At 60.5% G+C, this 23,437-nt stretch carries 22 protein-coding genes and 1 tRNA gene; 10 read left to right on the top strand and 13 right to left on the bottom strand.

Annotated elements, in window-relative coordinates; translation table 11 throughout:
* Positions 1–131: 131 nt before the first annotated feature.
* The 8 genes from GSP01_RS08630 to hisB all read right to left on the bottom strand — a co-directional run bounded on the left by GSP01_RS08630 (position 132) and on the right by hisB (position 4,769).
* Positions 132–207: transfer RNA gene (locus tag GSP01_RS08630), tRNA-Glu, on the bottom strand.
* 48 nt (positions 208–255) lie between these two features.
* Complete coding sequence (locus GSP01_RS08625) at positions 256–624, bottom strand: histidine triad nucleotide-binding protein (RefSeq protein ID WP_141352696.1); 369 nt, start codon at positions 622–624, stop codon at positions 256–258.
* Positions 625–638: 14 nt separating this feature from the next.
* A complete protein-coding gene (locus GSP01_RS08620) occupies positions 639–1,040 on the bottom strand; it encodes a phosphoribosyl-ATP diphosphatase (protein ID WP_011252065.1) in 402 nt (133 codons plus the stop codon).
* 4 nt (positions 1,041–1,044) lie between these two features.
* Positions 1,045–1,806 (bottom strand): imidazole glycerol phosphate synthase subunit HisF, encoded by a 762-nt coding sequence (gene hisF, locus GSP01_RS08615; protein WP_141352694.1) that lies wholly within the window; start codon positions 1,804–1,806, stop codon positions 1,045–1,047.
* A complete protein-coding gene (gene hisA, locus GSP01_RS08610; protein WP_174787573.1) occupies positions 1,800–3,152 on the bottom strand; it encodes a 1-(5-phosphoribosyl)-5-[(5-phosphoribosylamino)methylideneamino]imidazole-4-carboxamide isomerase in 1,353 nt (450 codons plus the stop codon). Before hisA ends, hisF begins: the two co-directional genes overlap by 7 nt.
* Positions 3,149–3,787, bottom strand: coding sequence for an imidazole glycerol phosphate synthase subunit HisH (hisH, locus tag GSP01_RS08605; RefSeq protein ID WP_141352690.1), 639 nt, complete (start codon positions 3,785–3,787; stop codon positions 3,149–3,151). Before hisH ends, hisA begins: the two co-directional genes overlap by 4 nt.
* Positions 3,772–4,176, bottom strand: coding sequence for a hypothetical protein (locus tag GSP01_RS08600; protein WP_141352688.1), 405 nt, complete (start codon positions 4,174–4,176; stop codon positions 3,772–3,774). Before GSP01_RS08600 ends, hisH begins: the two co-directional genes overlap by 16 nt.
* Positions 4,173–4,769, bottom strand: coding sequence for an imidazoleglycerol-phosphate dehydratase HisB (hisB, locus tag GSP01_RS08595; RefSeq protein WP_141352686.1), 597 nt, complete (start codon positions 4,767–4,769; stop codon positions 4,173–4,175). Before hisB ends, GSP01_RS08600 begins: the two co-directional genes overlap by 4 nt.
* A gap of 210 nt (positions 4,770–4,979) precedes the next feature.
* On the opposite strand from hisB, the gene GSP01_RS08590 reads away from it, so the two are divergent.
* Genes GSP01_RS08590 through GSP01_RS08580 form a run of 3 tightly spaced genes read left to right on the top strand, consistent with a single transcriptional unit; the run spans position 4,980 to position 7,825 of the window.
* On the top strand, positions 4,980–5,582 hold the full coding sequence (locus GSP01_RS08590) for a nitroreductase family protein (protein WP_141352684.1): 603 nt from the start codon (positions 4,980–4,982) through the stop codon (positions 5,580–5,582).
* Positions 5,583–5,586: 4 nt separating this feature from the next.
* Positions 5,587–6,771 (top strand): 5-demethoxyubiquinol-8 5-hydroxylase UbiM, encoded by a 1,185-nt coding sequence (gene ubiM / locus GSP01_RS08585; protein ID WP_141352702.1) that lies wholly within the window; start codon positions 5,587–5,589, stop codon positions 6,769–6,771.
* Between the two features lie 40 nt (positions 6,772–6,811).
* Complete coding sequence (locus GSP01_RS08580) at positions 6,812–7,825, top strand: zinc-binding alcohol dehydrogenase family protein (protein WP_141352682.1); 1,014 nt, start codon at positions 6,812–6,814, stop codon at positions 7,823–7,825.
* A gap of 30 nt (positions 7,826–7,855) precedes the next feature.
* Here GSP01_RS08580 and GSP01_RS08575 read toward each other — a convergent pair whose 3' ends face one another.
* The 3 genes from GSP01_RS08575 to GSP01_RS08565 form a co-directional block, all read right to left on the bottom strand.
* Entirely contained in the window at positions 7,856–8,341 is a 486-nt protein-coding gene (locus tag GSP01_RS08575; protein WP_141352680.1) for a hypothetical protein, read from the bottom strand.
* 94 nt (positions 8,342–8,435) lie between these two features.
* A complete protein-coding gene (locus GSP01_RS08570; RefSeq protein WP_141352678.1) occupies positions 8,436–10,844 on the bottom strand; it encodes a DUF3772 domain-containing protein in 2,409 nt (802 codons plus the stop codon).
* A gap of 163 nt (positions 10,845–11,007) precedes the next feature.
* On the bottom strand, positions 11,008–12,081 hold the full coding sequence (locus tag GSP01_RS08565; protein ID WP_141352676.1) for a quinone-dependent dihydroorotate dehydrogenase: 1,074 nt from the start codon (positions 12,079–12,081) through the stop codon (positions 11,008–11,010).
* A gap of 123 nt (positions 12,082–12,204) precedes the next feature.
* On the opposite strand from GSP01_RS08565, the gene GSP01_RS08560 reads away from it, so the two are divergent.
* From GSP01_RS08560 to hflX, 7 genes are all read left to right on the top strand, one after another.
* Positions 12,205–12,444, top strand: a complete 240-nt coding sequence (locus tag GSP01_RS08560; RefSeq protein WP_141352674.1) for a hypothetical protein — start codon at positions 12,205–12,207, stop codon at positions 12,442–12,444.
* A gap of 525 nt (positions 12,445–12,969) precedes the next feature.
* The gene (gene dusB / locus GSP01_RS08545) at positions 12,970–14,085 is read left to right on the top strand and encodes a tRNA dihydrouridine synthase DusB (RefSeq protein WP_141352672.1); all 1,116 of its coding nucleotides are present in this window, start codon (positions 12,970–12,972) and stop codon (positions 14,083–14,085) included.
* A gap of 33 nt (positions 14,086–14,118) precedes the next feature.
* A complete protein-coding gene (locus tag GSP01_RS08540; protein ID WP_141352700.1) occupies positions 14,119–14,850 on the top strand; it encodes a sigma 54-interacting transcriptional regulator in 732 nt (243 codons plus the stop codon).
* On the top strand, positions 14,847–17,234 hold the full coding sequence (locus GSP01_RS08535; RefSeq protein WP_141352670.1) for a sensor histidine kinase NtrY-like: 2,388 nt from the start codon (positions 14,847–14,849) through the stop codon (positions 17,232–17,234). The genes GSP01_RS08540 and GSP01_RS08535 overlap by 4 nt, the downstream gene beginning before the upstream one ends.
* Positions 17,224–18,636: a nitrogen assimilation response regulator NtrX gene (ntrX, locus tag GSP01_RS08530; RefSeq protein ID WP_141352668.1), complete on the top strand. Its 1,413-nt coding sequence runs from the start codon at positions 17,224–17,226 to the stop codon at positions 18,634–18,636. Before GSP01_RS08535 ends, ntrX begins: the two co-directional genes overlap by 11 nt.
* A 47-nt stretch (positions 18,637–18,683) precedes the next feature.
* The gene (gene hfq / locus GSP01_RS08525; RefSeq protein ID WP_141352665.1) at positions 18,684–18,938 is read left to right on the top strand and encodes an RNA chaperone Hfq; all 255 of its coding nucleotides are present in this window, start codon (positions 18,684–18,686) and stop codon (positions 18,936–18,938) included.
* Entirely contained in the window at positions 18,935–20,236 is a 1,302-nt protein-coding gene (hflX, locus tag GSP01_RS08520; RefSeq protein WP_141352663.1) for a GTPase HflX, read from the top strand. Before hfq ends, hflX begins: the two co-directional genes overlap by 4 nt.
* A gap of 22 nt (positions 20,237–20,258) precedes the next feature.
* Here the strand turns inward: hflX and GSP01_RS08515 are convergent, their stop codons facing one another.
* A complete protein-coding gene (locus tag GSP01_RS08515; protein WP_141352661.1) occupies positions 20,259–21,419 on the bottom strand; it encodes an OpgC family protein in 1,161 nt (386 codons plus the stop codon).
* Positions 21,420–21,758: 339 nt separating this feature from the next.
* On the bottom strand, positions 21,759–23,213 hold the full coding sequence (locus tag GSP01_RS08510; RefSeq protein ID WP_141352659.1) for a SulP family inorganic anion transporter: 1,455 nt from the start codon (positions 23,211–23,213) through the stop codon (positions 21,759–21,761).
* Positions 23,214–23,437: the final 224 nt, after the last annotated feature.

The raw sequence follows: 23,437 nt of genomic DNA, 5'->3' as shown, positions 1-23,437 counted from the left end.
CCTCCCCAATCAACTAAGGGAAAATGGAATCATAAAGGCCGACCCAAAACCAGTGGGTTTTTCGAACCCTCCAACTGGGCCCAAAAACGGTCAGTCGTTTCGTATTATGACTGCTAAGTCATTGGAAAAATTGGCGTCCCATAGGGGATTCGAACCCCTGTTGCCGCCGTGAGAGGGCGGTGTCCTAGGCCTCTAGACGAATGGGACAAGGCGAGGGGCTTGATAGTCGGCCCCTTGGGTCTTGGCAAGTGTTATTTATAAAGTTTTTTGTGTCAGCAGGGGGCCGAGAGCCGCGCCGCCGAACAGGTGGACGTGGAAATGGGGGACTTCCTGTCCGGAATTGGGGCCGGAATTGCTGATGAGGCGGAAGCCTTCGCGGGTGAGGCCCTGTTCTTCGGCAATCTTGGAGACCGCGCGCCAGAAGCCTGCGATTTCAACGGGAGAGGCTGTCGCGCCGAAATCGGCGATGGAGACGTATGGCCCCTTGGGAATGACCAGAACGTGGATCGGGGCCTGCGGGGCAATGTCGTGGAAGGCGAGCGCGAAGTCGTCTTCATAGACGGTGCGGGCCGGTATTTCCTTGCGCAGAATGCGGGCGAAGATGTTGCCGGGATCGTATGCCATGGTCTGTTTCCTGTTCAGCCGAGCTTTTCCTTGGGGCGGGCCGCCTTTTCGGCAATGCCACTCGTGCCTTCGCGGCGCTTGAGTTCCGTCCAGACATCTTCGGGAGAAACACCGGCATCAACCCACATGACAATCAGGTGGTACAGCACGTCAGCGCTTTCACCGATCAGTTCCTTGCGGTTACCGTTGACAGCTTCGATCAGGCATTCGACGGCTTCCTCACCAAATTTCTGGGCAATCTTGTTGCGACCGCGGGCCATCAGGCGTGCGGAGTGGCTGAGGGACGGATCAGTGCCGCGGCGGGACTGGACCGTGTCATACAGGCGCTGGAGAACCAGTTCCTGCTGAAGGTCGGACTTTTTGTCGTCCTGCTGCTTCGAAGGCTTCGGAGCCGGTTTGGTGGCGGGTTTTCCCATGGTTTTACTCTCCAAGCCTGACCGGAAGTCCGGCCTTGTTCAGCGCGTTCTTGACTTCATCGATGCGGAACTGGCCGAAGTGGAACACACTTGCTGCCAGAAGGCCACTTGCGCCGACTTCCGCTCCCTCCACGAAATGTTGTAATTCGCCCACGCCACCCGAGGCAACAATCGGAACAGTCACTGCGCCGCAGACGGCACGAAGCAGATCCAGGTCAGAGCCTGAGCGGGTGCCATCCCGGTCCATGCAGGTGAGCAGGATTTCGCCGGCTCCCAGATCCTGCATTTTCTTGGCCCATTCCACCACGTCCAGCCCCGTAGGCTCGCGACCGCCCTTGGCATAGACTTCCCAGCCGCCCTTGCCGTTGGAGCGGGCATCAATGGCGACAACGATGCACTGGCTGCCAAAGCGTTCGGACGCTTCGCGGATCAGGCCAGGGTTTTTGATGGCAGCGGAATTGACGGCGCATTTGTCCGCACCGGCCAGAAGCAGGCGGCGCATGTCTTCGCAGGTGCGGACACCGCCGCCGACAGTGAGAGGCAGGCAGATAGCTTCGGCCGTGCGGCGTACGACGTCGAGAATAGTGTCACGGTTTTCCACGCTGGCCGTGATGTCGAGGAAGGTCAGTTCATCGGCACCGGCAGCGTCGTAGAGTTTGGCCTGTTCGACTGGATCACCCGCATCGCGCAGGGAGACGAAGTTTACTCCTTTGACGACGCGGCCGTCCTTGACGTCCAGGCAGGGGATAACGCGGAGTTTCAGCATGGGCCGAGGACTTCCAGTGCGTCTTTGAGCGAGATGCGACCGTCATAGAGTGCACGTCCGACGATAGCACCGGAAATGCCCGGAACATCGCGGGCAACATCGCGCAATGCCTTAAGATGCTCCAGGCTGCCGACGCCACCGCTGGCGATCACAGGAATGGAGAGACGGCGGGCCATGTCCGCAGTCTGCTCCAGGTCTAGTCCGGCCAGCATGCCGTCCCGTGTGATTTCGGTGAAGATCACGGCCGCAACACCGGCATCTTCCATGCGCAGGGCGAGGTCGTTGGCTTCGAGTTCGGACACTTCGGCCCAGCCTTCAGTCGCGACACGCCCCTGCCGGGCGTCAATGCCGGCGACGATCCGGCCGGGGAAAGCGCGGGCGGCCTGACGGACCAGTTCAGGGTCCTTGACGGCGACCGAGCCCAGGATAACCCGTGAGACGCCTGCTTCGAGCCAGCGTTCGATCGCGGCCATATCCCGGATACCACCACCGAGCTGCACGGGCAGGTTGGTGGCTTTTACGATGGATTCAATCGCCGGAATATTGGTGGACCGCCCGGCAAAGGCTCCGTTCAGATCCACGACATGCAGGTGACGGCAGCCGGCTTCCGCGAACAGCTTGGCCTGTGCGCCGGGATCGTCGGAATAATGGGTGGCGTCTTCCATTTCTCCGCGGCGCAGACGGACGCAGGCGCCGTCCTTGAGATCGATGGCCGGGTAGAGCGTCAGGCCGTGAGCCGGGTGGGTTGGGTTGGTCATCGTGTCTGAATCTGTGCTGCTGGTGTCAGGAATGGCGATGCTGGACTGCCAGCGGGCAGCCTCGTTCTCGTTTGCCAAAAGTTTCGAGAGAAAAAGTCCGCGCACCGTCTGCCCTCCGATCCGTGCATAATAGGGATGGGTCCCCCAGTGCTCGAATTCGAACGACCGGAACAGCCCTATGGCTGCGACATGCGTTTCGCGGATGTCGCAGTTTACAACCTTGCAGCCAATGGCCTTTGCGCCTTTGAGCATTGTTTCCAGCAACGCGCGTCCCAGACCGCGACCACGGGCATAGGGGGCAACAAAGAAGCCTGTCAGATTGGCGGTTGCGGCATGGGCTTCATAACTCGCTGGAGGCCGGACGAGCTGGCCTGCGCCGCAGATTACTCCGTTCTCACGCACGACGTAAAAGCTGCGCTCCGGCACCAGCAGTAGGCCTTCGAAATAGCGGGTCAGAGCCTGATGACCGGGAGGTTGCAGCCAGCCAAAGCCGCCGCCGTCCAGAATGCCGGCGGATGTGGCCTCGATCAGCGCGTCCAGATCTTCGGGCAGAAGCGGCGAGACGACGCGTTCACAGGTGATGGTCATGAGGTCCACCGCAGGAAGTTTCCGAGGATGGTCAGACCGACATCCTGGCTCTTTTCGACGTGGAATTGCGTGCCGCAGCGATTGCCGCGCGCGACAATGGCCGGAACCTGTGTGCCGTACTGCGCAGTTGCGACGATATCGTTGTCAGTACCATCATGCAGGGCATAGGAATGGACAAAATAGCCGTGATTGCCTGGGGTGAGGCCGTCCGTCAGCAGGTGCGTACCAGGTGTGAAATCGAGCGTGTTCCAGCCCATATGCGGCAGGCGCAGGCCGGCATTTACGGCCTCGTCCATGCGGCGGATATTGCCCGAAATCCAGCCCAGACCTTCGGTGCGGCCATGTTCGAGGCCATATTCGCACATAAGCTGCATGCCAACGCAGATGCCTAGGAACGGCGTCCCATTGGCGGTTGCTGTTTCGAGCCTGTTGCGCAGTTCGGGACCAAGGCCCTGCGCGCAGTCGGCGAAAGCGCCTTGTCCGGGGAGAATCAGTCGGTCAGCCGTCAGGATGTCATTCGTATCGCGTGAGATGACAACGTCGGCTTCGATCCCCCTGCGGATGGCGGCTTTGCGGGCTGCCTGAGCGGCCGAGGCGAGATTTCCGCCATTGTAGTCAATTACGACGACGCGCATGGAAACTCCGGAGATGTGTTGCCGTAAGGGGCGGCGTAGTGCTGCTGGTCCATCCAGCGCAGGAGGGCGATGTCCCGGCTGGGAGCTGCGATCGGCGTGCCGGTGATGCGGCCGTTCAGGCGCTGTTCCCACAGGCGGATCTCCGCCGTGAAGCTGGCGAGGACGGCATGGATGGCCACGATCAGATCAAGCCGGGACCAGAAACCCATGAAAACATGCAACGCAACCATAGTGGTGGCTGCGGCCAGTAGCGCGGAAATCCAAGCGCCGTAAGTCAGTAGTCCAAACCAGCCAAAGAACAGGACGCGCCATGAAAACCCGTCCTGCACCATAACGGGCACCTGTGGGCCGGCGGCGTCTGGTTTCGTGCAGGGAATATAAAGCTTCACAGTACGCCTTTGGTGGAGGGGATGGCACCAGCCGAACGGGGATCGTGCGAGGCGGCCACTTTGAGGGCGCGGGCAACGGCCTTGAAGCCGCTTTCGGCGATATGATGGGCGTTGGTGCCCGCCTTGCAGGTCAGGTGCAGGGCGATATGGGCCGACATGGCGAAGGCGCGGAAGAACTCTTCAAACAGCTCCGTGTCCATCGTGCCAATCTTCTCGCGTGGAAAGACGACGTTCCAGGCAAGGTAGGGACGGCCGGAAATATCAACGACCGCCTCGCACAGGGCTTCATCCAGCGGTACGAGGGCATGGCCGAAACGCTCGATGCCGCGCTTGTCGCCGATGGCCTGACGGAAGGCCTGCCCGAAGACGATGCCGACATCCTCTACGGTGTGATGGCCGTCGATATGCAGGTCGCCCTTGGCTTTCAGCTCAAGATCAAAGCCACCATGCTTGGCCAGTGCCGTCAGCATGTGGTCGAAGAAACCGATACCGCTATCCACATCGGAGCGGCCCTGGCCGTCGAGTGTGAGGGCAAGAGTGACGTCGGTTTCGCTGGTGGTGCGATGCAGGCGGGCGTGGCGGCTTTCGTTCATGTTCTTTCTGCTACACCAGCACGACGTGGATTTCCACGTTGTCTGGTAAAGATGGTTGCAAAATACCTTGGCAGACAGGGATAAAATCCGTGATGGAGAGGATGCCGATCCGTATCGACCAGAACGAGGGAGTGTCACTATTCCTTGAGAATGGCGGAGTCTGGAAAAGGCCCTTGGCGGAGAGGGGAGATCGGGCCATATTTCCTGATTATGGCACATCATCATTCCCCCCTCGACGTCCTTCTCTCCCGCGCTTCGACGGACCATCTTGTCGAGCCCCCGCCGAAGGGGGATGAGCTCCGAACCATTCTGTCCGCTGGCCTGCGGGCTCCGGACCACGGGAAGATGCGTCCCTGGCGCTATACGGTGATCAAGGGCAAGCATCGTGAGGCGTTTGCTGATCTCGTGGTGGAAGCGATGGGGCGGCAGGAGCCTGACGCTCCCGAGGCCAAGAAGACCAAGCGCCATCACCGCTTTGCCAACATGCCGATGATTATTGCCCTGGGTATGCATCTAGAACCGGAAGGCAAGATCCCGGTGATCGAGCAGGAAATGGCTGTTGCGGCAGGGGCGATGAACGTCCTGAACGCGTTGCATGCTGCCGGATTCGGCGGAATGTGGGTGACGGGGCCGTTCTGTGAGGATCGCGTGCTTCTTGAGTCGCTGGGTCTGCCCGAGCCACATCGCCTGGCCGGTTTCCTGTTCGTGGGAACGCCTGTCAAGCATTCGGATGAGCGCAAGCGGCCTGAGATCAATGATTACATGGCTGTCTGGAAAGGAGATGCCATCACATTCGTCGCGGACGCCGGGTGATCTGATGCGTTACGACGTTATTATTGCGGGCGGTGGCCCTGTTGGTCTGGCCTGCGCCATTTCGCTCGGGCGCGATGGCCGGAAAGTCTGTGTGGTCGAGCGGTCACCAGCGCACGTACTGGCTGACCCGCCGTTTGATGGCCGTGAGATTGCGCTGACGCATCATGCGTCGGAATGGCTGAAAAGTGTCGGCGCTTGGGACGAAATCCCCGCTGGTAATATCTGTCCGATGTATACGGCGCGCATTGAGACAGGAAAGTCCGGGAGCCCGCCGCTTCTGTTCGATGCACCTACAGCTGGTCCCGATGCACTGGGATATATGGTGGCAAATCACCTGATCCGTCGTGGCCTGTATCGTGTCGCTTTGCGAACGCCGGGCGTGGATATCCGGGCCGGGGAAGGCATTGCCAGTTCGTGGCACGATACTCGATCGGCGGGTGTTGTACTGGCCAATGAGGAGCGGATTGAGGCTGATCTTCTGGTCGCGGCGGACGGGCGCTTTTCCCGTTTGCGGGCTGAAGCGGGAATTGGTGCGATCGTGCATGATTTCCAGCGCAGCATCATGGTCTGTCGCCTGCGGCATCCGGAACCTCATGCCAATACCGCGCTTCAGTGGTTCGATGAGGGGCAAACGATTGCCCTTCTCCCGGTCGCCCCCGACGACAGACCGGGATCGTGCTCCTCGCTGGTCCTGACGCTGGAGCCAGATGAAATCGCGCGCCTCAAGGCACTTGATGGTAAGGCTTTCAGCGAGGATATTACGGCCCGGACGCAGGGACGCATGGGGCAGATGACGCTGGAAAGTGCGCGCTGTGTCTATCCGCTCAAGGCGGTCTATGCGCATCGTTTCCAGGCTCCGCGTTTGGCGCTGATTGGTGATGCGGCTGTGGGCATGCATCCGATTACGGCGCACGGGTTCAATCTGGGCCTGAGGGGACAGGAAGTTCTGGCGCGGGCGATTGCCAACGGGGCGGGGGATGCGGGCGATCCGTCCGTTCTGTCGCGTTTCGAGCGCACGCATCGTCGGGCAACGGCGCCGCTCTTTGCCGCGACCAATGCGATCGCCACGGTTTATACCCGCGATGAGCCGCCGTTCTTGATGGCGCGGCGGGCTGGGCTGGCGGTGGCCAACCGTCTGTTGCCGTTCAAGACGGCGGTGACGAACATGCTGATGGACCGGCACGGCTGATCCTCTGGCGGCGTTCTTTCTGACTTAGGAGATTTCTCCAATGAAGGCTTTCGGGCACAGGCGCGCGACCCGCATGGACGAAACCGATGCGTTGGTTGAACTCGACATTCCGACCCCTGTTCCGGGGCCGCGGGATGTCGTGGTGGAAATCCGGGCGGTTTCGGTCAATCCCGTAGATACCAAGCTGCGGTCTCTGGACCCGCCGGATGATGAGCCCCGGGTTCTGGGATATGACGCGGTCGGAACTGTTGTTGCGACGGGTGGTCAGGTCCGGGGTTTCCGGGCCGGGGATCGCGTTTTCTATGCGGGTACCGCCAGTCGGCAGGGGAGTGATGCGCGCTATCAGGCGGTCGATGAACGCCTGATAGCGCTTGCTCCGAAAGGCCTCTCCGATGCTGAAGCTGCCGCCTTACCGCTGACTGCGCTCACGGCCTGGGAGCTGCTGTTCGACCGTCTGGGGGTGCGGCTGGGCGAGATGGACAATCCGGATGCGATCATGATCGTCGGCGGTGCGGGTGGTGTGGGCTCGATCCTTACACAGATCGCGCGCCGTCTCACGGGACTGACAGTCATTGCCACGGCGTCCCGTCCGGAGACGACAGACTGGTGCCGCGAAATGGGCGCACACCACGTGATCGATCATCGCCGGCCGCTCGATCAGGAACTGGCGCGTATCGGAATTCCGCAGGTGCGTTATGTGGCTGGTCTGACCGCATCTGGCGAGCACAGGGATGCGATCGTGCGCTCTCTCGCGCCGCAGGGCGCACTCGCCCTGATCGACGATCCGGGCGAGTTCGACATTATGCCCTTCAAGCGCAAAGCCCTCTCCGTGCATTGGGAATACATGTTCGCACGTCCGATATTTGAGACGCCGGACATGCCCGAACAGGGCAGAATTCTTGCGCAGGTGACATCGCTTGTTGATGCCGGTCTTCTGAAGACGACACTGCATGAGATGCTAGGGCCGATCACTATTGCCAATTTGCGCCGGGCACATGAATTGCTCGAAAGCGGCAAGGGTATTGGAAAGGCCGTGCTCTGTGGCTTTGAGTGAGACTGTTAACTGACGGGCAGAAATGACCCGTCAGTTGAAATGCGCCCGGAGCAGCGGGGTGGACGAGATGCAGAGCATGATCAGTCCGAATAGCGCCATGACCTTGATGACAAAAAAACAGGCGTGCTGACGGGCATCGGCCCCGGTAGCCAGCATCATGAATGGATCTGGATCGGGAAAGCCTGTTTTGCTACCGATCTGGACGAGTTCAAGCGCCCGCTGACGGTTGGCGGCGGCCTGGGTGCGGCGGCGTATCATTTCCGTGCCGGAGATATCAGCTTTTTCATGCAGGGCTGTGAGATAGAGTTCCAGATCCTCGCGGCGGTACACGATTTTCCCGTCGGGCGACTGCGTCCGTGCCGGCCCTGTGCCGAGCAGGGCAAGCAGCTTCATCCGACGTTCTGGTAGCCCGAGATGAACCGCGGCTTCCGCCATGGAGAGCGCCCTGAAGCGGACAGGCAGGTGAAAAATCTGACCCGGCGTTTTGTCTCCGGAAATCTGTGTCGGGGATGGCATCGATCTGAATCCTGGCCTCTTTAGACGGGCTGACCTTAGGACCAGTCCGTCTGGGAATCGAGAATTGTGCGGAGTCCCGGAAAGTATTTCCCGATCAGGCTGTTGTGATGGCCACGTCTTCGGCATGGAAGCGGCGGAAGACGTCAAAAAGAATGGCGTCCTGCACACTGCTGCCGTCGCGGGCCGAGATGATGGCGACGCTTAGCGTCATGCTCAGACTGTCTCCGGCAATCGCGCTCACCCGGACTTTCGGCGATGGTGTTGCGAGGACTTCGTCGCGATGGGCCGCGACTTCCAGCAGCATGGCTTTTGCCTTGTCTGGATCAGTGGTCAGGGGGATCTTGAACGTCAGGGTCAGGACGCCGGTCGCACCGCTCAGGGTCGCGTTCTTGACGCTGGTCGTGATGAACTGGGAGTTCGGGACGATCATGGTCGAGCCATCGCTCAGGCCGATATCAGTGGCGCGGATGCTAATGCGTTTGACGTCACCGCGCGTGCCGGCGATCTCGACCATATCGCCAACACGCACGGGGCGTTCTGCCATCAGGATCACGCCGGAGACGAAGTTCTGCACGATGGATTGCAGGCCGAAACCGATACCGACCGAGAGCGCACTGACCACCCAGGTCAGGTTCTGGACCGAGACACCGGCGATGGACAGGATGCCCAGGCCGACGAGAATCCAGGCGCAGTAGGTAAAAATGCTGAGGATCGAGGTGCGGCTGCCGATATCGAGGCGTGTGGTGGGGAAGAAGCGGTCCCGGAGCCAGCCGCGCGTCTGACGGATTGCGTAATACGCTACCACTAGCAGAATAATGGCCAGAACCACGGTATCGAGCGAGATCTTCACGCCGTGGATGGTATTGCCGACGAACAGGAGCCAGAGCCGGTTCGTAATGTCAGTGACGCTGAAGCTGCCGTCCGTCTGGGCAATAGAGAACAGGAGCAGCAGGAGCAGGACGTTGCCGAGCCCCGAGAGGATCACGCCAATCTGTGACAGGCGGCGTTGCGTCAGGCCGAGCTGGACCAGGCGCAGGCTGAAGAACCCGCCTTCCGAAAACAGCCGGTCCAGTACGTCGCGCCAGCACAGGCCCAGAAGCGTCACGATGGCAACCCCCGTACCCAGTGAGAGCAGCCAGCCATTGAGCGTGAAGGCGAAGGCCACATAGCCCAGCAGGATGGAGATGACCGTCACCGCCAGAAGCAGGCTGGAAACACCTAGCGCGGAAGGTGCAAAACCGCGGGTATCGTTCTGGTTGCCAAGCCTGCGGAATGTGTCCACTGCGCACAGGCCAATGGCGATCGAGAACGCGATTTCCAGCAGGAGCTGAAGCGTCTGGCCAAAGGTGTCTTGAGCCTGAAAGGCCCGCAGCAGGTCCAGCAGAAGGATGCTGATGGCAAGGATCCAGTCCACGCCGCGCAGTGCCTTGCGCTCGCCTGGATTTCCCTGAGCCAGAACACCGTTCCGTCCAAAGACGGGCAGCCCGGCACCAATAATGAAGCCGCAGACGGGGAGCGTCTCCCCGATGATAGCGCCGATCGGACCACCGCCATCAGGGAGAGCGGCGGCCGCCCAGATGAACCAGACCAGCGTAGCGATCAGGGCTTCCAGCGCGCCATTCAGTGTGATGGCGATTATGCTGCCTGAGAGAGCTTCTTTTACGCTGTCTTCGGTGGCGGGACGGAAATGGGCGCCGCAGCGTTTGAGCAGACGCAGGATCAGCGGTGAACTGAGGCCGATGGTCGCGAAGGTGATCGCGCAACCGATCAGAAGATAGAGCCAGTCGGACAGCACGCCACCCGCATGGAGAGAATAGCGGTTTTCGGCACGCTCGGTCAGGAGCGTGTTCCAGAAGCGCGGAGCGAGGGGCGAGACCGTCCGTTCGGACAGGGCTGCGTGTTGCAGGCGTGTGCGTCGGGCATTGATGGCCGTGTTGAGCTGCTGAGCCTGAAGATTATAGAGTTTGGCCCGCATAAGTGCCGATTTTACAGACTGCGAATTTTGCTGCATCCGCTGGCGTTGTGCGGTGACGGACGCATCCTCGTTTTCCGCGGCTTTCGGGCCAAGGATTTTCAGGAAGGATTCGGTGATGTTGTCGTAGGACTGGATCTGCGTAACGGCGTCCTGTGTGTTCTGCTTGACCTTCTGGATCTGGGCCGACAGAGCGTCGAGTTCATTATTGCCTGTGTTGACGTTCTTGCGGTTCAGCGTCGCGAAAACCTGCTGCAATACTGCGGCGTTGTCATCGAGCTGACGACTGATGGAGGCGGAGACCGCGTTCCAGCCAAGCCCGGAATTGGCGGGATCTGACTGCTGGGTCTTGCCGTCATCCTTGGGGGCGTCCTTGGTCGGGGCCGCTGCTGCCAGCGCAGGAGGTGTCGTTACTCCTGCGCAGAGCAGACCGAAGACGAGGAACAGAGCGCTCAGCATGGATCCACAGGTCGTTCCGGGGCGCAGGGTGCGGAGATTTGAAAAGGCGCGCGCGGGAGGCCGTGTGTTCATGCGAAGGTGTTCCGTCCAGTGTATTGATGAGATTTTCAACGGCTTGCGGCCGCAGGGGTTCGATTTCCGCTCTGAAGCGGTTTATTGCGCGGAGCGGATGGATATGAAAAGGGCATCTCCCTCTAAAGAGAAAGATGCCCTGAAGTCGCAGCTGAGCAGTCCGTCAGTTCGGTAGGTCAATGCCATGGGCATCGGCGATTGTCTCGAACCCGTCGCGGCGCATGGCATCGAGCAATTCTGTTTTCATGCGGGTCAGGATGCCGGGGCCTTGCAGCACGAAAGATGAATAGATCTGCACCATATCCGCGCCCATGCGGATGCGGGTGAGGATATCTTCGCCGGTCTCGATGCCACCACAGGAAATCAGTGCCAGGCGACCCTTGTTTAGTCCCGAGACGATCCGCAGGACATCGCGGGAACGCGGGGCGAGGGGGCGGCCGGACAGGCCACCATTTTCGCGGGCTGCGGGATCGCGTAGGGTTGCGGGACGGGCGATGGTCGTGTTGGTCAGGATCAGGCCCTGTGCGCCGCCTTCGATCGCGGCTGCGAGGATGGGCTCGTAGGAGCTATCATCCAGATCGGGCGCGAGTTTGACCAGAAGCGGAGGACGCTCCGGGTTGCGGGTATTGATGGCGTCCAGAAGCTCTTTCAGCATCGTGGCCGACTGAAGATCGCGCAGCCCCGGCGTGTTGGGAGACGACAGGTTCATCGTGATGTAATCGGCGTAGGGTCGCACGCGGGCTACGAGGTCCGGATAGTCCCGTAGCGGGTCGGAGCCGGTCTTGTTGATCCCGATATTCACGCCCAGCGGGACGGTCGGACCGCGCATTCTGCCATTGGGCATCGGGCGGTGCAGCCGGGCGAGACGGCGGCAGAAGCGGTCAACGCCGCAGCCATTGAAGCCCATGCGATTGATGATCGCGCCATCTTCTAGCAGTCGGAACAGGCGTGGGCCCGGATTGCCGGGCTGGGGGCGGGGTGTCACGGTTCCGGCTTCGACATGGCCGAAGCCCAGTTTTGCCAGCGGACGGACGGCGCGGGCATCCTTGTCGAATCCGGCGGCCAGGCCGATCGGGTTGGGAAAGCGCAGGCCGAGCGTGCGGGTCGAGAGGGCCGGCAGGTCCTTTGGTGCCTGGCCGCCAAGGCCAAGGGCAAGGGAGTGAATGGCGAGTTCGTGCGCCGTTTCGGTGTCAAAGCGGTGCAGGAGCGGAGTGACGAGCGTTCCGAGATCGATCATGAGTCGTTTCCATACCCTAATCCGCGGTGTGACGCATTAGCTTCGCGCGCCTGGATCATCCCGGAGTGTATCTGATGGCGTTTTGTCTTGGCGGTGGCGCAGGGACGCGATAGACGCGAACACATGTCCGATGCATCCGCTGCTGAATTCTACGATGAGCCTTATCTGGAGACGTGCTGCCGCTCGACGCTGCACCGGCTGTTATTGTGCGCGTCGACGGGGCGACCGACAGGGCTGAGGGACCAGCCTTGTCTTGAGCGACTGGAACGGCTCGGACTGTCGGAACTGCGTAATGACGGACGTTTTGTTATCACGCAGGATGGTCTGAAACGGCACCGCGAGGAAATCGGCCCGACAGAGTGACGTCAGGCCTTGCCGGTCTGGTCCCCCGAAAGCCTGCGTCCCATGTTGCCTGCAGCATTTTATGAAGTGGAACGCATTGTTTCGTCCATGGTCTGGCGTATGCTGCCCTTTTGTGGCGCGTCGATATTGGGCACGAAGACGCTGCCGGGAACATGAGGCGCGAGTGTTTTCAGACCTTGGTTAAGACGTTTGACGCGGGCGTCAGGTTTGGGGACCATCGCGCTCCCGAAGAAGGTTCGCACTGACGCTTAGCCCGCTCGTCTTGGGATCACCTCTTCAGGAAGTCGGGAACGGTGCAGTTGAACTTTTCGGTTTCGTCGAGAAAGACCATGCGCGTGCAGTCCTCGAACTTCACCCCTGTGCGGTTGGGTATGTGCTGCGGTTTTTCGGAGCGCCCGTGTTAATGGATACGTGTTCCGCCACTGGTCGTAATGTGCGGTAAGCTCTTCTTCGTAAAGAATGGTGGAAGCTGCGTGCAAAGGAGCGTTTGCGCTTGCGGAGACGGGCCGCTAAATTGATCCTGCCATGACTGCTTCCGCTCTTTCCGCCGCCTCTGATACTCCTGTTGCAGCACCCCCGAACCGTGCTCTGAAACCCATCGACCTGGGGCAGGGCGTAGTGATCGAGGATCCGGTGATCCTTGCTCCGCTTTCGGGGGTTACGGATCTGCCGTTTCGGCAGCTTGCCCGTGATCTTGGGGCAGGGCTCGTCGTGTCGGAAATGATCGCCTCCTGGGCGATGATCCGCGAGAATGAAAACACCATGCGCATGGCACGGATGGCCGAGCGCGGGCCCAATGCGGTTCAGCTTGCCGGATGTGATCCTGAGGCCATGGCGCAGGCGGCAAAGATTTCGGTGGATGGGGGCGCGAACCTCATCGACATCAATTTCGGCTGCCCGGTAAAGAAGGTTGCGATTGGGCAGATGGCTGGTTCTGCGTTGATGCGGGACGAGGTTCTGGCTGGAAAACTGCTCGCAGCGACAGCGCGGGCCGTGAATGTGCCGGTCACGCTCAAAATGCGCATGGGGTGGGACCATAATTCGCTTAATGCACCGCGTCTGGCGAAGATCGCGGAAGAGAGCGGCATTAGGCTTGTGACGGTTCACGGCCGTACCCGGCAGATGTTCTATAATGGTACGGCGGATTGGCGTTTCGTTAAAACGGTGAAGGACGCAGTTTCACTGCCTGTCATCGTCAATGGCGATATCAATAGCATCCGCGACGCGCGTGAGGCGCTGCACCAGTCGCAGGCCGATGGCGTCATGATCGGGCGTGGCTGTTATGGACGACCCTGGTTTACGGCACAGGTCGCGCAGTCCCTGCGGACCGGTGAAGATGTGCCGGACCCGGATCTGGCGACTGAAAAGGAAATTGCCCTGCGGCATTACCGGATGATGCTCGATCATTTCGGCGAACGGCCGGGCCTGCGTCTCGCCCGTAAACATGTATCCTGGTATTCTGCCGGGCTGCCGGGATCGGCGACGTTCCGCTCTACCATCAATGGTGTCGAGAGTGCAGCCGAGGCTATCGCGCTGCTGACTGCGTTCTATGACCGGCATATCGATGCTGGTGTCGTGCGCAACCGTGAGGCCGGCCCGACGGGGAGTCTGAGCCGCGACGGCACGCGTGAAGCGGCCTGAGGGCGTGAGTGGTCCGGCCCGTCCGTGTCAGCCATGACGGAGCAGTCTACTTCAGATCTGGTCGAGCAAGGCTGCCATCCGGTTTTCCTGTACGGCGCGTCCCGCCTGGATCGGCAGGACGTTGCCCGGCGGCTTCACAGTCATAGCCCACGTGCACAGAATCCGTTCGTGATTGCTGCCCTGACCGCGACGCCGCGCGCGCTTCGTGAAGCGGCTCTTTTCGGAAATGGTGAGGCGGGTTGGATCCGGCAGGCGCAGGGCGGAACCCTGCTGCTGGACGAGATCGACTGTCTGTGTCCCCTGATGCAGGATCGGTTCATGGAATGGCTTGCACAGGAGGGCACGGATCTGCGTGTGATTGCGGGAAGTCGGCATGATCCTGTTCTTCTGCTTCGGCAGGGAGGGCTATCTGCCGGCCTGCATCGCTGGTTGTCGGCACTGCCCGCCGCACAGCGTCTGGGTCCTGAGCGGATAAGTGCGGTCTGTCGTCTGGCGGCAGGTACGGGCACAGCGCGTCCTCGCGGGCTGGGGCGAGCCCTGGAACGACCGCTGGCTGAATATCTTGAAGGCGATCTGGAAAACGGGGCGGGCGATCTGCATGCCTGTGTGGTGGGCGAGGTCGAGCGGCCGCTGATCACGATGGTCCTGCGGCGGACCTGCGGTAACCAGTTGCGCGCTGCCGCCATTCTGGGTGTAAACCGCAATACCTTGCGCAAGCGCATCCGCGAACTGGGCATTACGATCCCTAAAGGTATCGACGAGTGAGACTTCCTTCCCTGAGGCGCCTGTTTGCAAGGCTGACCAGTGCCAATGGGGCGGTTCTTCTGACGGTTATGGCGCTGGTGCTCGCTTTTGCGACGTTCGTCGTGCTGTCGGGGGGCATGTCTCTGGCGCATCGTCCGCAGGTGCAGGCGATCGTTTTCCTGCTCGACTTCATCATGCTCATGCTGATTGCGGCAGCGGCGGTGGTTCAGATCGGGCGGATGTTGGCCGAACGCAGGCTCGGCCTGGCCGGTGCGCGGCTGCATGTGCGACTTATTACGCTCTTCGGCATCGTGGCGGTTGCCCCGACCATCGTGGTGGGGGCAGTGGCGACGCTGTTCTTCCATTATGGCGTGGAAATCTGGTTCTCCAACCGTGTGAATAATGCGCTGAACGAAGCCCGTTCGGTCGCGGTTGGTTATCTGCAGGAGCATAACGACAACGCCCGGACTGAAGCCTTCGCCCTCGCCAATACGCTCATTACCGTCCAGAACGACGAGCTTTTTTCCCGTGGGACTGACCTTTTTCACGATCCCGCACGTCTTCAGGAGTTTCTGGACGATGAAGTTACCGAGCGCGGCCTGACGGATGCAGAGGTGTTCGACCCGCTGACCTACAAGGTTCTGGCGGTGGGCGGGTTGCTGGGCAGCGATGCAGACATGACGACTGCACCGCCATTGCCACCCAAATCCGTGCTGGAACTGGCACGACACGGCGAAGCCGTGATTCTTGACCGTCCGGACCAGCGCAGGGTGCGCGCCGTGGTCGCACTGGGCGGTAATTCCGGTCTCATGCTGGTTATAACGCGTCCGGTTGACCCGGATGTCGTGGAACACATGCGTCGCACGGATACGCTGGTGGCGGATTACCAGCGGCTGATCACCAATCGCGGCAAGACGCAGGTCTTGTTTGCGGTCATTTTCGCCCTGATGGGTCTGCTGGTTCTGGCTGTCGGAATGTTGACCGGGCTGGCGCTGGCCAATCGTATCGCCAACCCGCTCGGACTGCTCATTCTGGCGGCCCAGCGGATCTCTAAGGGCGATCTGGGGGTGCGGGTGCCCGTCCCCGACGATGCGGGGCAGGACAAGGACGATGAAGTGACGGGCCTGTCCCGTGCCTTCAATAGCATGACGGATCAGCTTGAAAGTCAGCGCTCCGAGCTGATGCAGGCTTATGACCAGATCAACGAGCGGCGGCGCTTTACCGAGACCGTGCTGGCCGGTGTATCGGCCGGTGTGATCGGGCTGGACCGGATGCAGGTCATCGAACTGCCGAACCGTGCGGCGTCCAGCGTGCTCCAGCGCAATCTTCAGCCAGCCATTGGGATGAAGCTGACGGATCGGGTGCCGGAGTTCTCGGGCCTTCTGGAAGCCGCCCGTATGGCGCCGGAACGCGTTCATACGGCGGAAATCCAGGTGGACACGGAAGGTGCGCAGCGTCCGGGTGGGCCAGGCGAGGGTGCCGGGGCCGGGGCAGGGCGGACGCTTCTCGTGCGGGTCGTGGCGGAGCTGCGGGGGCAGGACGTTGCGGGATATGTTGTGACCTTCGATGACATCACGGATCTTCAATCCGCACAGCGCAAGGCGGCCTGGGCGGATGTGGCACGGCGTGTGGCGCATGAAATCAAAAATCCGCTGACTCCGATCCAGCTTGCGGCAGAACGTCTCAAACGGCGCTTCCTTAAGGAAATTCACTCCGACCCCGAGACTTATACCCAGCTTGTGGATACGATCGTGCGACAGGTTGGAGATATCGGGCGCATGGTGGATGAGTTTTCCGCCTTTGCACGGATGCCGCAGCCCGTCATGCAGCCGGAAGACTTTTCGCGCCTGTGCCGTGAGGCGCTGGTGCTCCAGCGGAACGCTCATCCCGAAATTGTGTTCGAGACGACCGGACTGCCGCCCTCAGGGCCGATTGTGCGTTGCGATCGGCGGCTAATCGGGCAGGCCCTGACAAATCTGCTACAGAATGCAGCTGATGCCATTAGCATGGCAGGCCGCGGAAAACCGGGAGAAAATGCTTCTGGACAGTCAGTGCAGCCAATTGGACACATTGTGGTGGGCTTGCACATTCGCGGCGGGCATGTCCTGCTAGACATAGAAGATGACGGGATCGGCCTGCCGACGGTGGAACGCCACCGGCTGACCGAGCCATATGTAACCCACAAGGCGAAGGGCACCGGCCTCGGCCTTGCGATCGTCAAGAAGATCATGGAGGACCATTCCGGGATGCTTCAGCTCACTGATCGGGAACCAGACCAGTCCCGTGGCGCGTCGCCCGGGCAGCGGGGAACGCGCGTGACCCTGTCTCTACCGTTATGGGAGCAGGAGAGCCATGGCCCGGGTGGAACAGACCCTCAGACCAGGAGGACAGCAGATGGAACATGAGATCCTGATCGTCGATGACGAGCCGGATATCCGGTTTCTTATCGAGGGTATTCTGAACGACGAGGGCTATAAGACACGGACGGCGGCCAATTCGGATCAGGCGCTCGAACTTTTCCGTGCGCATTGTCCGTCGCTGGCGATTCTGGATATCTGGCTTCAGGGATCCCGGCTGGACGGGATCGAACTCCTCAAGATCTTTCAGACCGAGGAGCCGGGCCTGCCGACACTGATGATTTCTGGGCACGGGACCATCGAGACGGCGGTGTCCAGCCTAAAGCTCGGGGCCTATGACTTCATCGAGAAGCCGTTCCAGTCGGACCGGCTTCTGGTCGTAGTGCGGCGTGCGCTGGAAGCCGCGCGTCTGCGGCGGGAAAATGCGGAACTGCGTCTGCGGGCCGGTCCGGAAACGACGCTGTCGGGAGACGGCGCCGTCATTTCAGGCGTTCGCGCCCAGATTGAGCGTGTCGCCCCCACTAATTCCCGTGTGTTGATCAGTGGTCCGGCCGGATCGGGCAAGGAGGTTGCAGCTCGCATGATTCATGCGCGCTCTCGTCGTGCGGAAGGGCCGTTCATCGCTTTGAACTGTGCCACACTGGCGCCCAACCGCTTTGAGGAAGAGCTTTTCGGCCTTGAGGGGGAGGGGGGGCAGCCGATGCGCCGCGGCGTGCTGGAGCGTGCCCATCGTGGCACACTGCTGCTGGACGAGGTCGCCGACATGCCGCCTGAAACGCAGGGCAAGATCGTGCGTGCGCTTCAGGATCAGACATTCGAGCGTCTGGGCGGTAATACGCGGGTGAAGGTGGATATCCGCGTCATCGCCACTACCAACCGGGATCTCCAGTCCGAAATCGCCGCGCATCGGTTTCGCGAGGACCTGTATTACCGCCTTGCGGTTGTTCCTCTGCGCATTCCGTCCCTGCGCGAACGGCGCGAGGACATTCCAGGTCTGGCTCGGCACTTCCTGGAGCGTTGCGCTCAGTCTTCCGGTCTTCCGGTTCGGGAACTCTCCGTGGATGCGCTTGCCGCCCTGCAATCCTATGAATGGCCGGGCAATGTGCGTGAATTGCGCAATCTGATGGAGCGGCTGCTGATCATGATGCCGGGGACGGGGAACGATCCGATCCGGGCAGATATGCTGCCGGCCACCATCAGCCAGGGGGCACCGTCAATGACGCGCCTCACTTCTGGAGCAGATGTCATGAGCCTGCCGCTGCGTGAGGCACGGGATCTGTTCGAAACGCAGTATCTGCAGGTGCAGCTCATGCGGTTTGGCGGCAATATCAGCCGGACGGCCAGCTTTGTTTGCATGGAGCGCAGTGCACTGCACCGTAAGCTCAAACAGCTTGGGGTGACGACGAATGAAGATCGCAATGCTGCACCTTCCACGCCGGTGAATGGCTGAGATGTCGAACCGTTTTTTTTCCTTTCCTTCTCTCGACTGTTAACAGCGTGACTTCAGAACCTTCCTCTTCTGCCGGCTCCCGTGCCGTGCAGGAGGTTTTCCTCGATCATTTGCGCAGAACCGAAGCGTCCGTGACCGTCTTTCTGGTTAACGGTGTGAAGCTTCAGGGCATCGTTGCTCAGTCTGATGCGCATACCCTGCTGCTCCGTCGTGATGGCCATGTGCAGCTTGTCTACAAACACGCCGTCAGCACGATCATGCCGGTGGCGACGATGTCCCATTTTGTGGAAGAAGAACTTTGAGCGGTTTTGACACCCAAAAACCCGCAACCCGTGCGGCCGTCATCCTGCCTTGGGAAAAGTCGGGGCCGCAGGAGGAAATCCGCGCGGCTGATGCGCGGCTTGAGGAAGCGGTTGGTCTGACGGCGTCGATCGGGTTGGTCGTGGTACGACAGGCGGCCATTCTGTTGCGTGCGCGTCGCCCGGCGACCCTGCTGGGAAGCGGTCAGGTCGAGCAGTTGGCTGAGGCGGTCAAGCTGGACAACGTTGATGTGGTCGTCATTGATGCGCGTCTGTCCCCGGGTCAGCAGCGCAACCTCGAAAAGGCTCTGGGCTGCAAGGTAGTGGACCGGACGGGGCTGATTCTTGATATCTTTGGTGCGCGTGCGGCGACCCGTGAGGGCGTGCTTCAGGTCGAACTCGCTCATCTGGAATACCAGCGCTCGCGGCTCGTGCGGCTGTGGACCCATCTTGAGCGTCAGCGCGGTGGCTTTGGCTTTCTTGGTGGCCCGGGCGAGACGCAGATGGAAGCGGACCGTCGGATGCTGGCCGAGCGGATCGGCAAGATCAAAAAAGAGCTGGAACAGGTGCGCCGGACCCGTGGATTGCATCGTGAATCGCGTAAGCGCGTGCCGTTTCCGGTCGTCGCCCTTGTGGGCTACACCAATGCTGGAAAGTCCACGCTGTTCAATGCCCTGACGGGCGCATCCGTCCATGCGCAGGACCAGCTTTTTGCCACGCTGGACCCGACCATGCGCGGGCTGCGTCTGCCATCGGGCCGTAATGTTATCCTGTCTGATACGGTGGGGTTCATCAGTGAACTGCCGACAGAGCTGATCGCGGCTTTCCGGGCAACTCTTGAAGAAGTCGCGCAGGCGGACGTGATCCTGCATGTCCGTGACATTTCACATCCCGACAGTGCGGCGCAGCGGGCTGATGTGCTCAACGTTCTTGACGGTATGGTGCGCGACGGAATGCTCGATGCGCACTGGCCGGACCGTACGATCGAAGTGCTGAACAAGGCCGATCTGGTCGGTGGTGTCGAAGCTGTGCCAAAGCGTGAGAACGCAGTGGCGATCTCGGCCATTACGGGCGAGGGGGTGCCGGATCTGTTCGAAATCCTGGACCAGTATCTGACGCGATCAATGAAATCTGTGGATGTCCGTCTTCCGATTACGGATGGCGCGGCTCTGGCCTGGCTTTACCAGCACGGCGAAGTGGTCGGGCGCACGGATCGGGAAGACGGTATGGACGTTCAGGTCCGTCTTTTCTCGGCGGATTTGGAGCGGTTCGAGTTGTTGCATCCGAACCGGATCATATAGCAGGCAGGCTGAACAAAGGCCGTTATTCGGGAGCTGGCGCGGGGCGTGCCGGGCCCGAAGACAGGCGGGCCGCTTTGGCCCGCTGACGGGCGCGGTCCAGCGGGATGGCCAGCGCGTAGGTCAGGCCGAGCCCGACCACATTCATCACAAGCTGCTCCCACAGATTGATGCCAAAGCTTGCGAACATTAGTCGTCCCAGCAGGTCCAGGACCGTGCTGCAGGCAAAAACTTCCAGCGAGTTCCTCCCGAGCAAAGCGAGGCTCTGACCGATCCGGTCGGCGGAAATGCGACGCAGAGCCCTGGAAGACTGCACCAGATAAAAGATCGCCATGATGTCCAGCAGGCGCCAGATGGCGAGAGTGGATTTTCCTGTATTAGGCGGGGCTGGGAAAATTCGTAGAAACGGGACGTGCCAGTACTCGTATGGGAAACACAGTACAAATGCTCCGGCGAGATAGGTCAGACACAGGCCTTTGGCCCATGGGCGATAGGGCAGATCGCCATTGTTTTTCGAGGCCCAGACGGCGCCCAGAATTCCCAGAATATACAGAAATTGCCAGCCGAACGGATTGAGGTACCAGCCAGTGGGATCCAGCCAGTTGGGGATGGTAATATGTGGATCAAGATTGGCGATGGCCCATATGGCTACGCTGAGAGTGACCAGAAGCCATAGACTGTGCCTCAGGAGCCAGTAGATCACTGGGAACAGCGCCAGCAGCACGACATAAAGCGGTAGGATGTTGAGATAACTCGGCAGGGCATCGAAGGTCAGGATACGCCACAGCCAGCTATAGCCATGCGCAAGCTGGGGTTCGATCGTATATTCGGGCAGGGGCTGGTAATGGCGCCACTTACGTACAGTCCAGACGAAAACCAGCGTCATGCCGGTCTGATACAGATACAGTCTGAGGCATCGGGTAAGAATGCGATGAATGCCGGTTTTCCAGCCCTGACGGTCAATCAGGCGCCCATAGGCCAGATAGGACGCGTAGCCCGCCAGCATGACGAAGATCTCAGCCGCGTCCGCAAAACCGAAATTGCGGATGGTGATGCGGTTGAGTAGATCATCGGGAACATGATCTACGAGCATCATCAACAGGGCGATGCCGCGTAGCGCATCCACGCGATGATCGCGGGGGTTTTTGCGCGCTAAAGTTTCTGGGGGCTCTTGAAGCGGCTCCATGACTTCTTCTTACCGTCAGTACGGAGGGAGGAGTATGGGTGAGACGTTACGGTTAGATTAAAGATTGGACGGAATTACAGACTGTGGCTGTCCGTCTCCGGATGATGCAGGACCGGGCCCATTTTGCCCTGCATGTTCATGCCGCTGCCTCCAACGTCGTCACCTTTGTTTCCACTATTCGAGGAGGGGGTGGGTAGGCTCCTGTTCGGCAAGGACGAGACCGGAAGGGCGGCTTTCAAGGTTCATAACCTTGCGGATGAAGTTGCTCAGGGACACCACCAGGTCATGAATGGAGGTAGGGCGTCCGTACGGTTGTACAATTTCAAATCCCGCTGAGCCTTACAGTGCGAGTAGGCTCTCGTTAGACTGCGTGGCGATGATGCCATGCTGGTCATGATGAAGCCCCGTGACTTCGACCGTATGTCCGTGGGACTGGAGCTTGCTGATGATCTTTTCCAGAACCTGTACCGAGGTGATGTCCCAGAAGCGGGCCTGGGCGAGGTCGAGAACCACGGTTTTGGCATCGGTATGATAGTCGATGGCGTCAGACAGGCTATCTGCAGACGCGAAAAAGACTTGTCCGGACGCCCGGTATGCCAGCGTCTCGCCCGACCGCTCTTCTGTAACGCGCAGGAGCTTTGCGGCATGCCATGCGAAGAATACACCCGAGAGCATGACACCGACCGCAACACCGGCAGCAAGGTCGTGGGTCATGACGACTACGGCGACCGTGACGAGCATCGTCAGGCTGGACAGGCGCGGATGACGTGTCAGGTCGCGCAGGCTGCTCCAGGAGAACGTGCTGGCGGAGACCATGATCATGATGGCGACAAGGGCGGCCATCGGAACCTGCCCGACCCAGCGATGCAGCAGGACCATGAGGGCCAGCAGGAATGCGCCAGCGGTAAAGGTGGACAGACGTCCGCGTCCGCCATAACGCAGATTGCCAACGGTCTGTCCGATCATGCCGCAGCCTGCAATGCCGCCAAATGCGCCAACGAGAATGTTGGAAATGCCGAGACCCGTGCATTCCATGCGCTGGTTGCCATGGGTATCGGTAATGTCATCAACGACTGCGGCCGTCATCATGGATTCCAGCAGGCCCACGGCAGCCATGGCCAGCGCGTAAGGCAGCACGACCGACCACGTCGCCCAGTTCAGGGCGATGTGCGGTAAGGTCAGGCTGGGAAGGCCGGTCGGTAGGTCGCCGAGATCCGAAACTGTATGAACCGGCATAGGATGCAGCATCGTGATGGCGGTGAGAATGACGATGCAGATCAGGGGGGAAGGAATGGCGTCCGACAGACGGGGCAGCAGATAGATGATGACGAGGCCCAGCGCGATCAGCGCATAGGTATGCCAGGTCACGCCCATCATCTGTGGCAGCTGTGCGGAGAAGATCATGATGGCCAGTGCATTAACGAAGCCCGTGCGAACTTCGGCGGGTACAAACCGCATGACGGCCTGAAGACGCAGCAGACCAAACACGACCTGCAATACACCAGCGACAAGCGTCGCGAGCAGCATCGCCTGTACGCCATGAGCGTGAACCAGCGGTGCTGCGACCAGAGCTACCGAGCCGGCAGCACCAGAAATCATGCCTGGGCGTCCGCCGAAAATGGCGATCGAGACCGAAATGACGAAGGATGCGAACAGCGAGACGGCCGGGGAGACGCCGGCGATATAAGAGAAAGCGATGACTTCGGGGATGAGGGCAAAGGTGCCGACCATTCCGGCCAGCACTTCGCGCAGCGGGTTCTGTGCCCACTGGCGACGATAGAGAGTGGGAGTCATGAAAGATCCTTGAGCGTAGGGCGTGAACAGGGTGCGACGTATTCCGGCCCGGCGCGGCAATGAGGAGTGCAGTGTAACCCGGCTCGGTTCAGGATTGAAGGTCTGGAATGGAAGGGATGTTTTACTCGCGCATGGAATAACGGGCGACGTCTTTGCGTTGGGACGGAACAGACTTTCTTTCATCTTGAGCGTGTCACGGCCAACTGCCCCGCCCCGCCATTCAA

Origin of the sequence: Gluconobacter sphaericus NBRC 12467 (assembly GCF_006539125.1) — a bacterium.
GTDB lineage: Bacteria > Pseudomonadota > Alphaproteobacteria > Acetobacterales > Acetobacteraceae > Gluconobacter > Gluconobacter sphaericus.
This window is presented reverse-complemented; position numbering and strand designations above follow the sequence as displayed.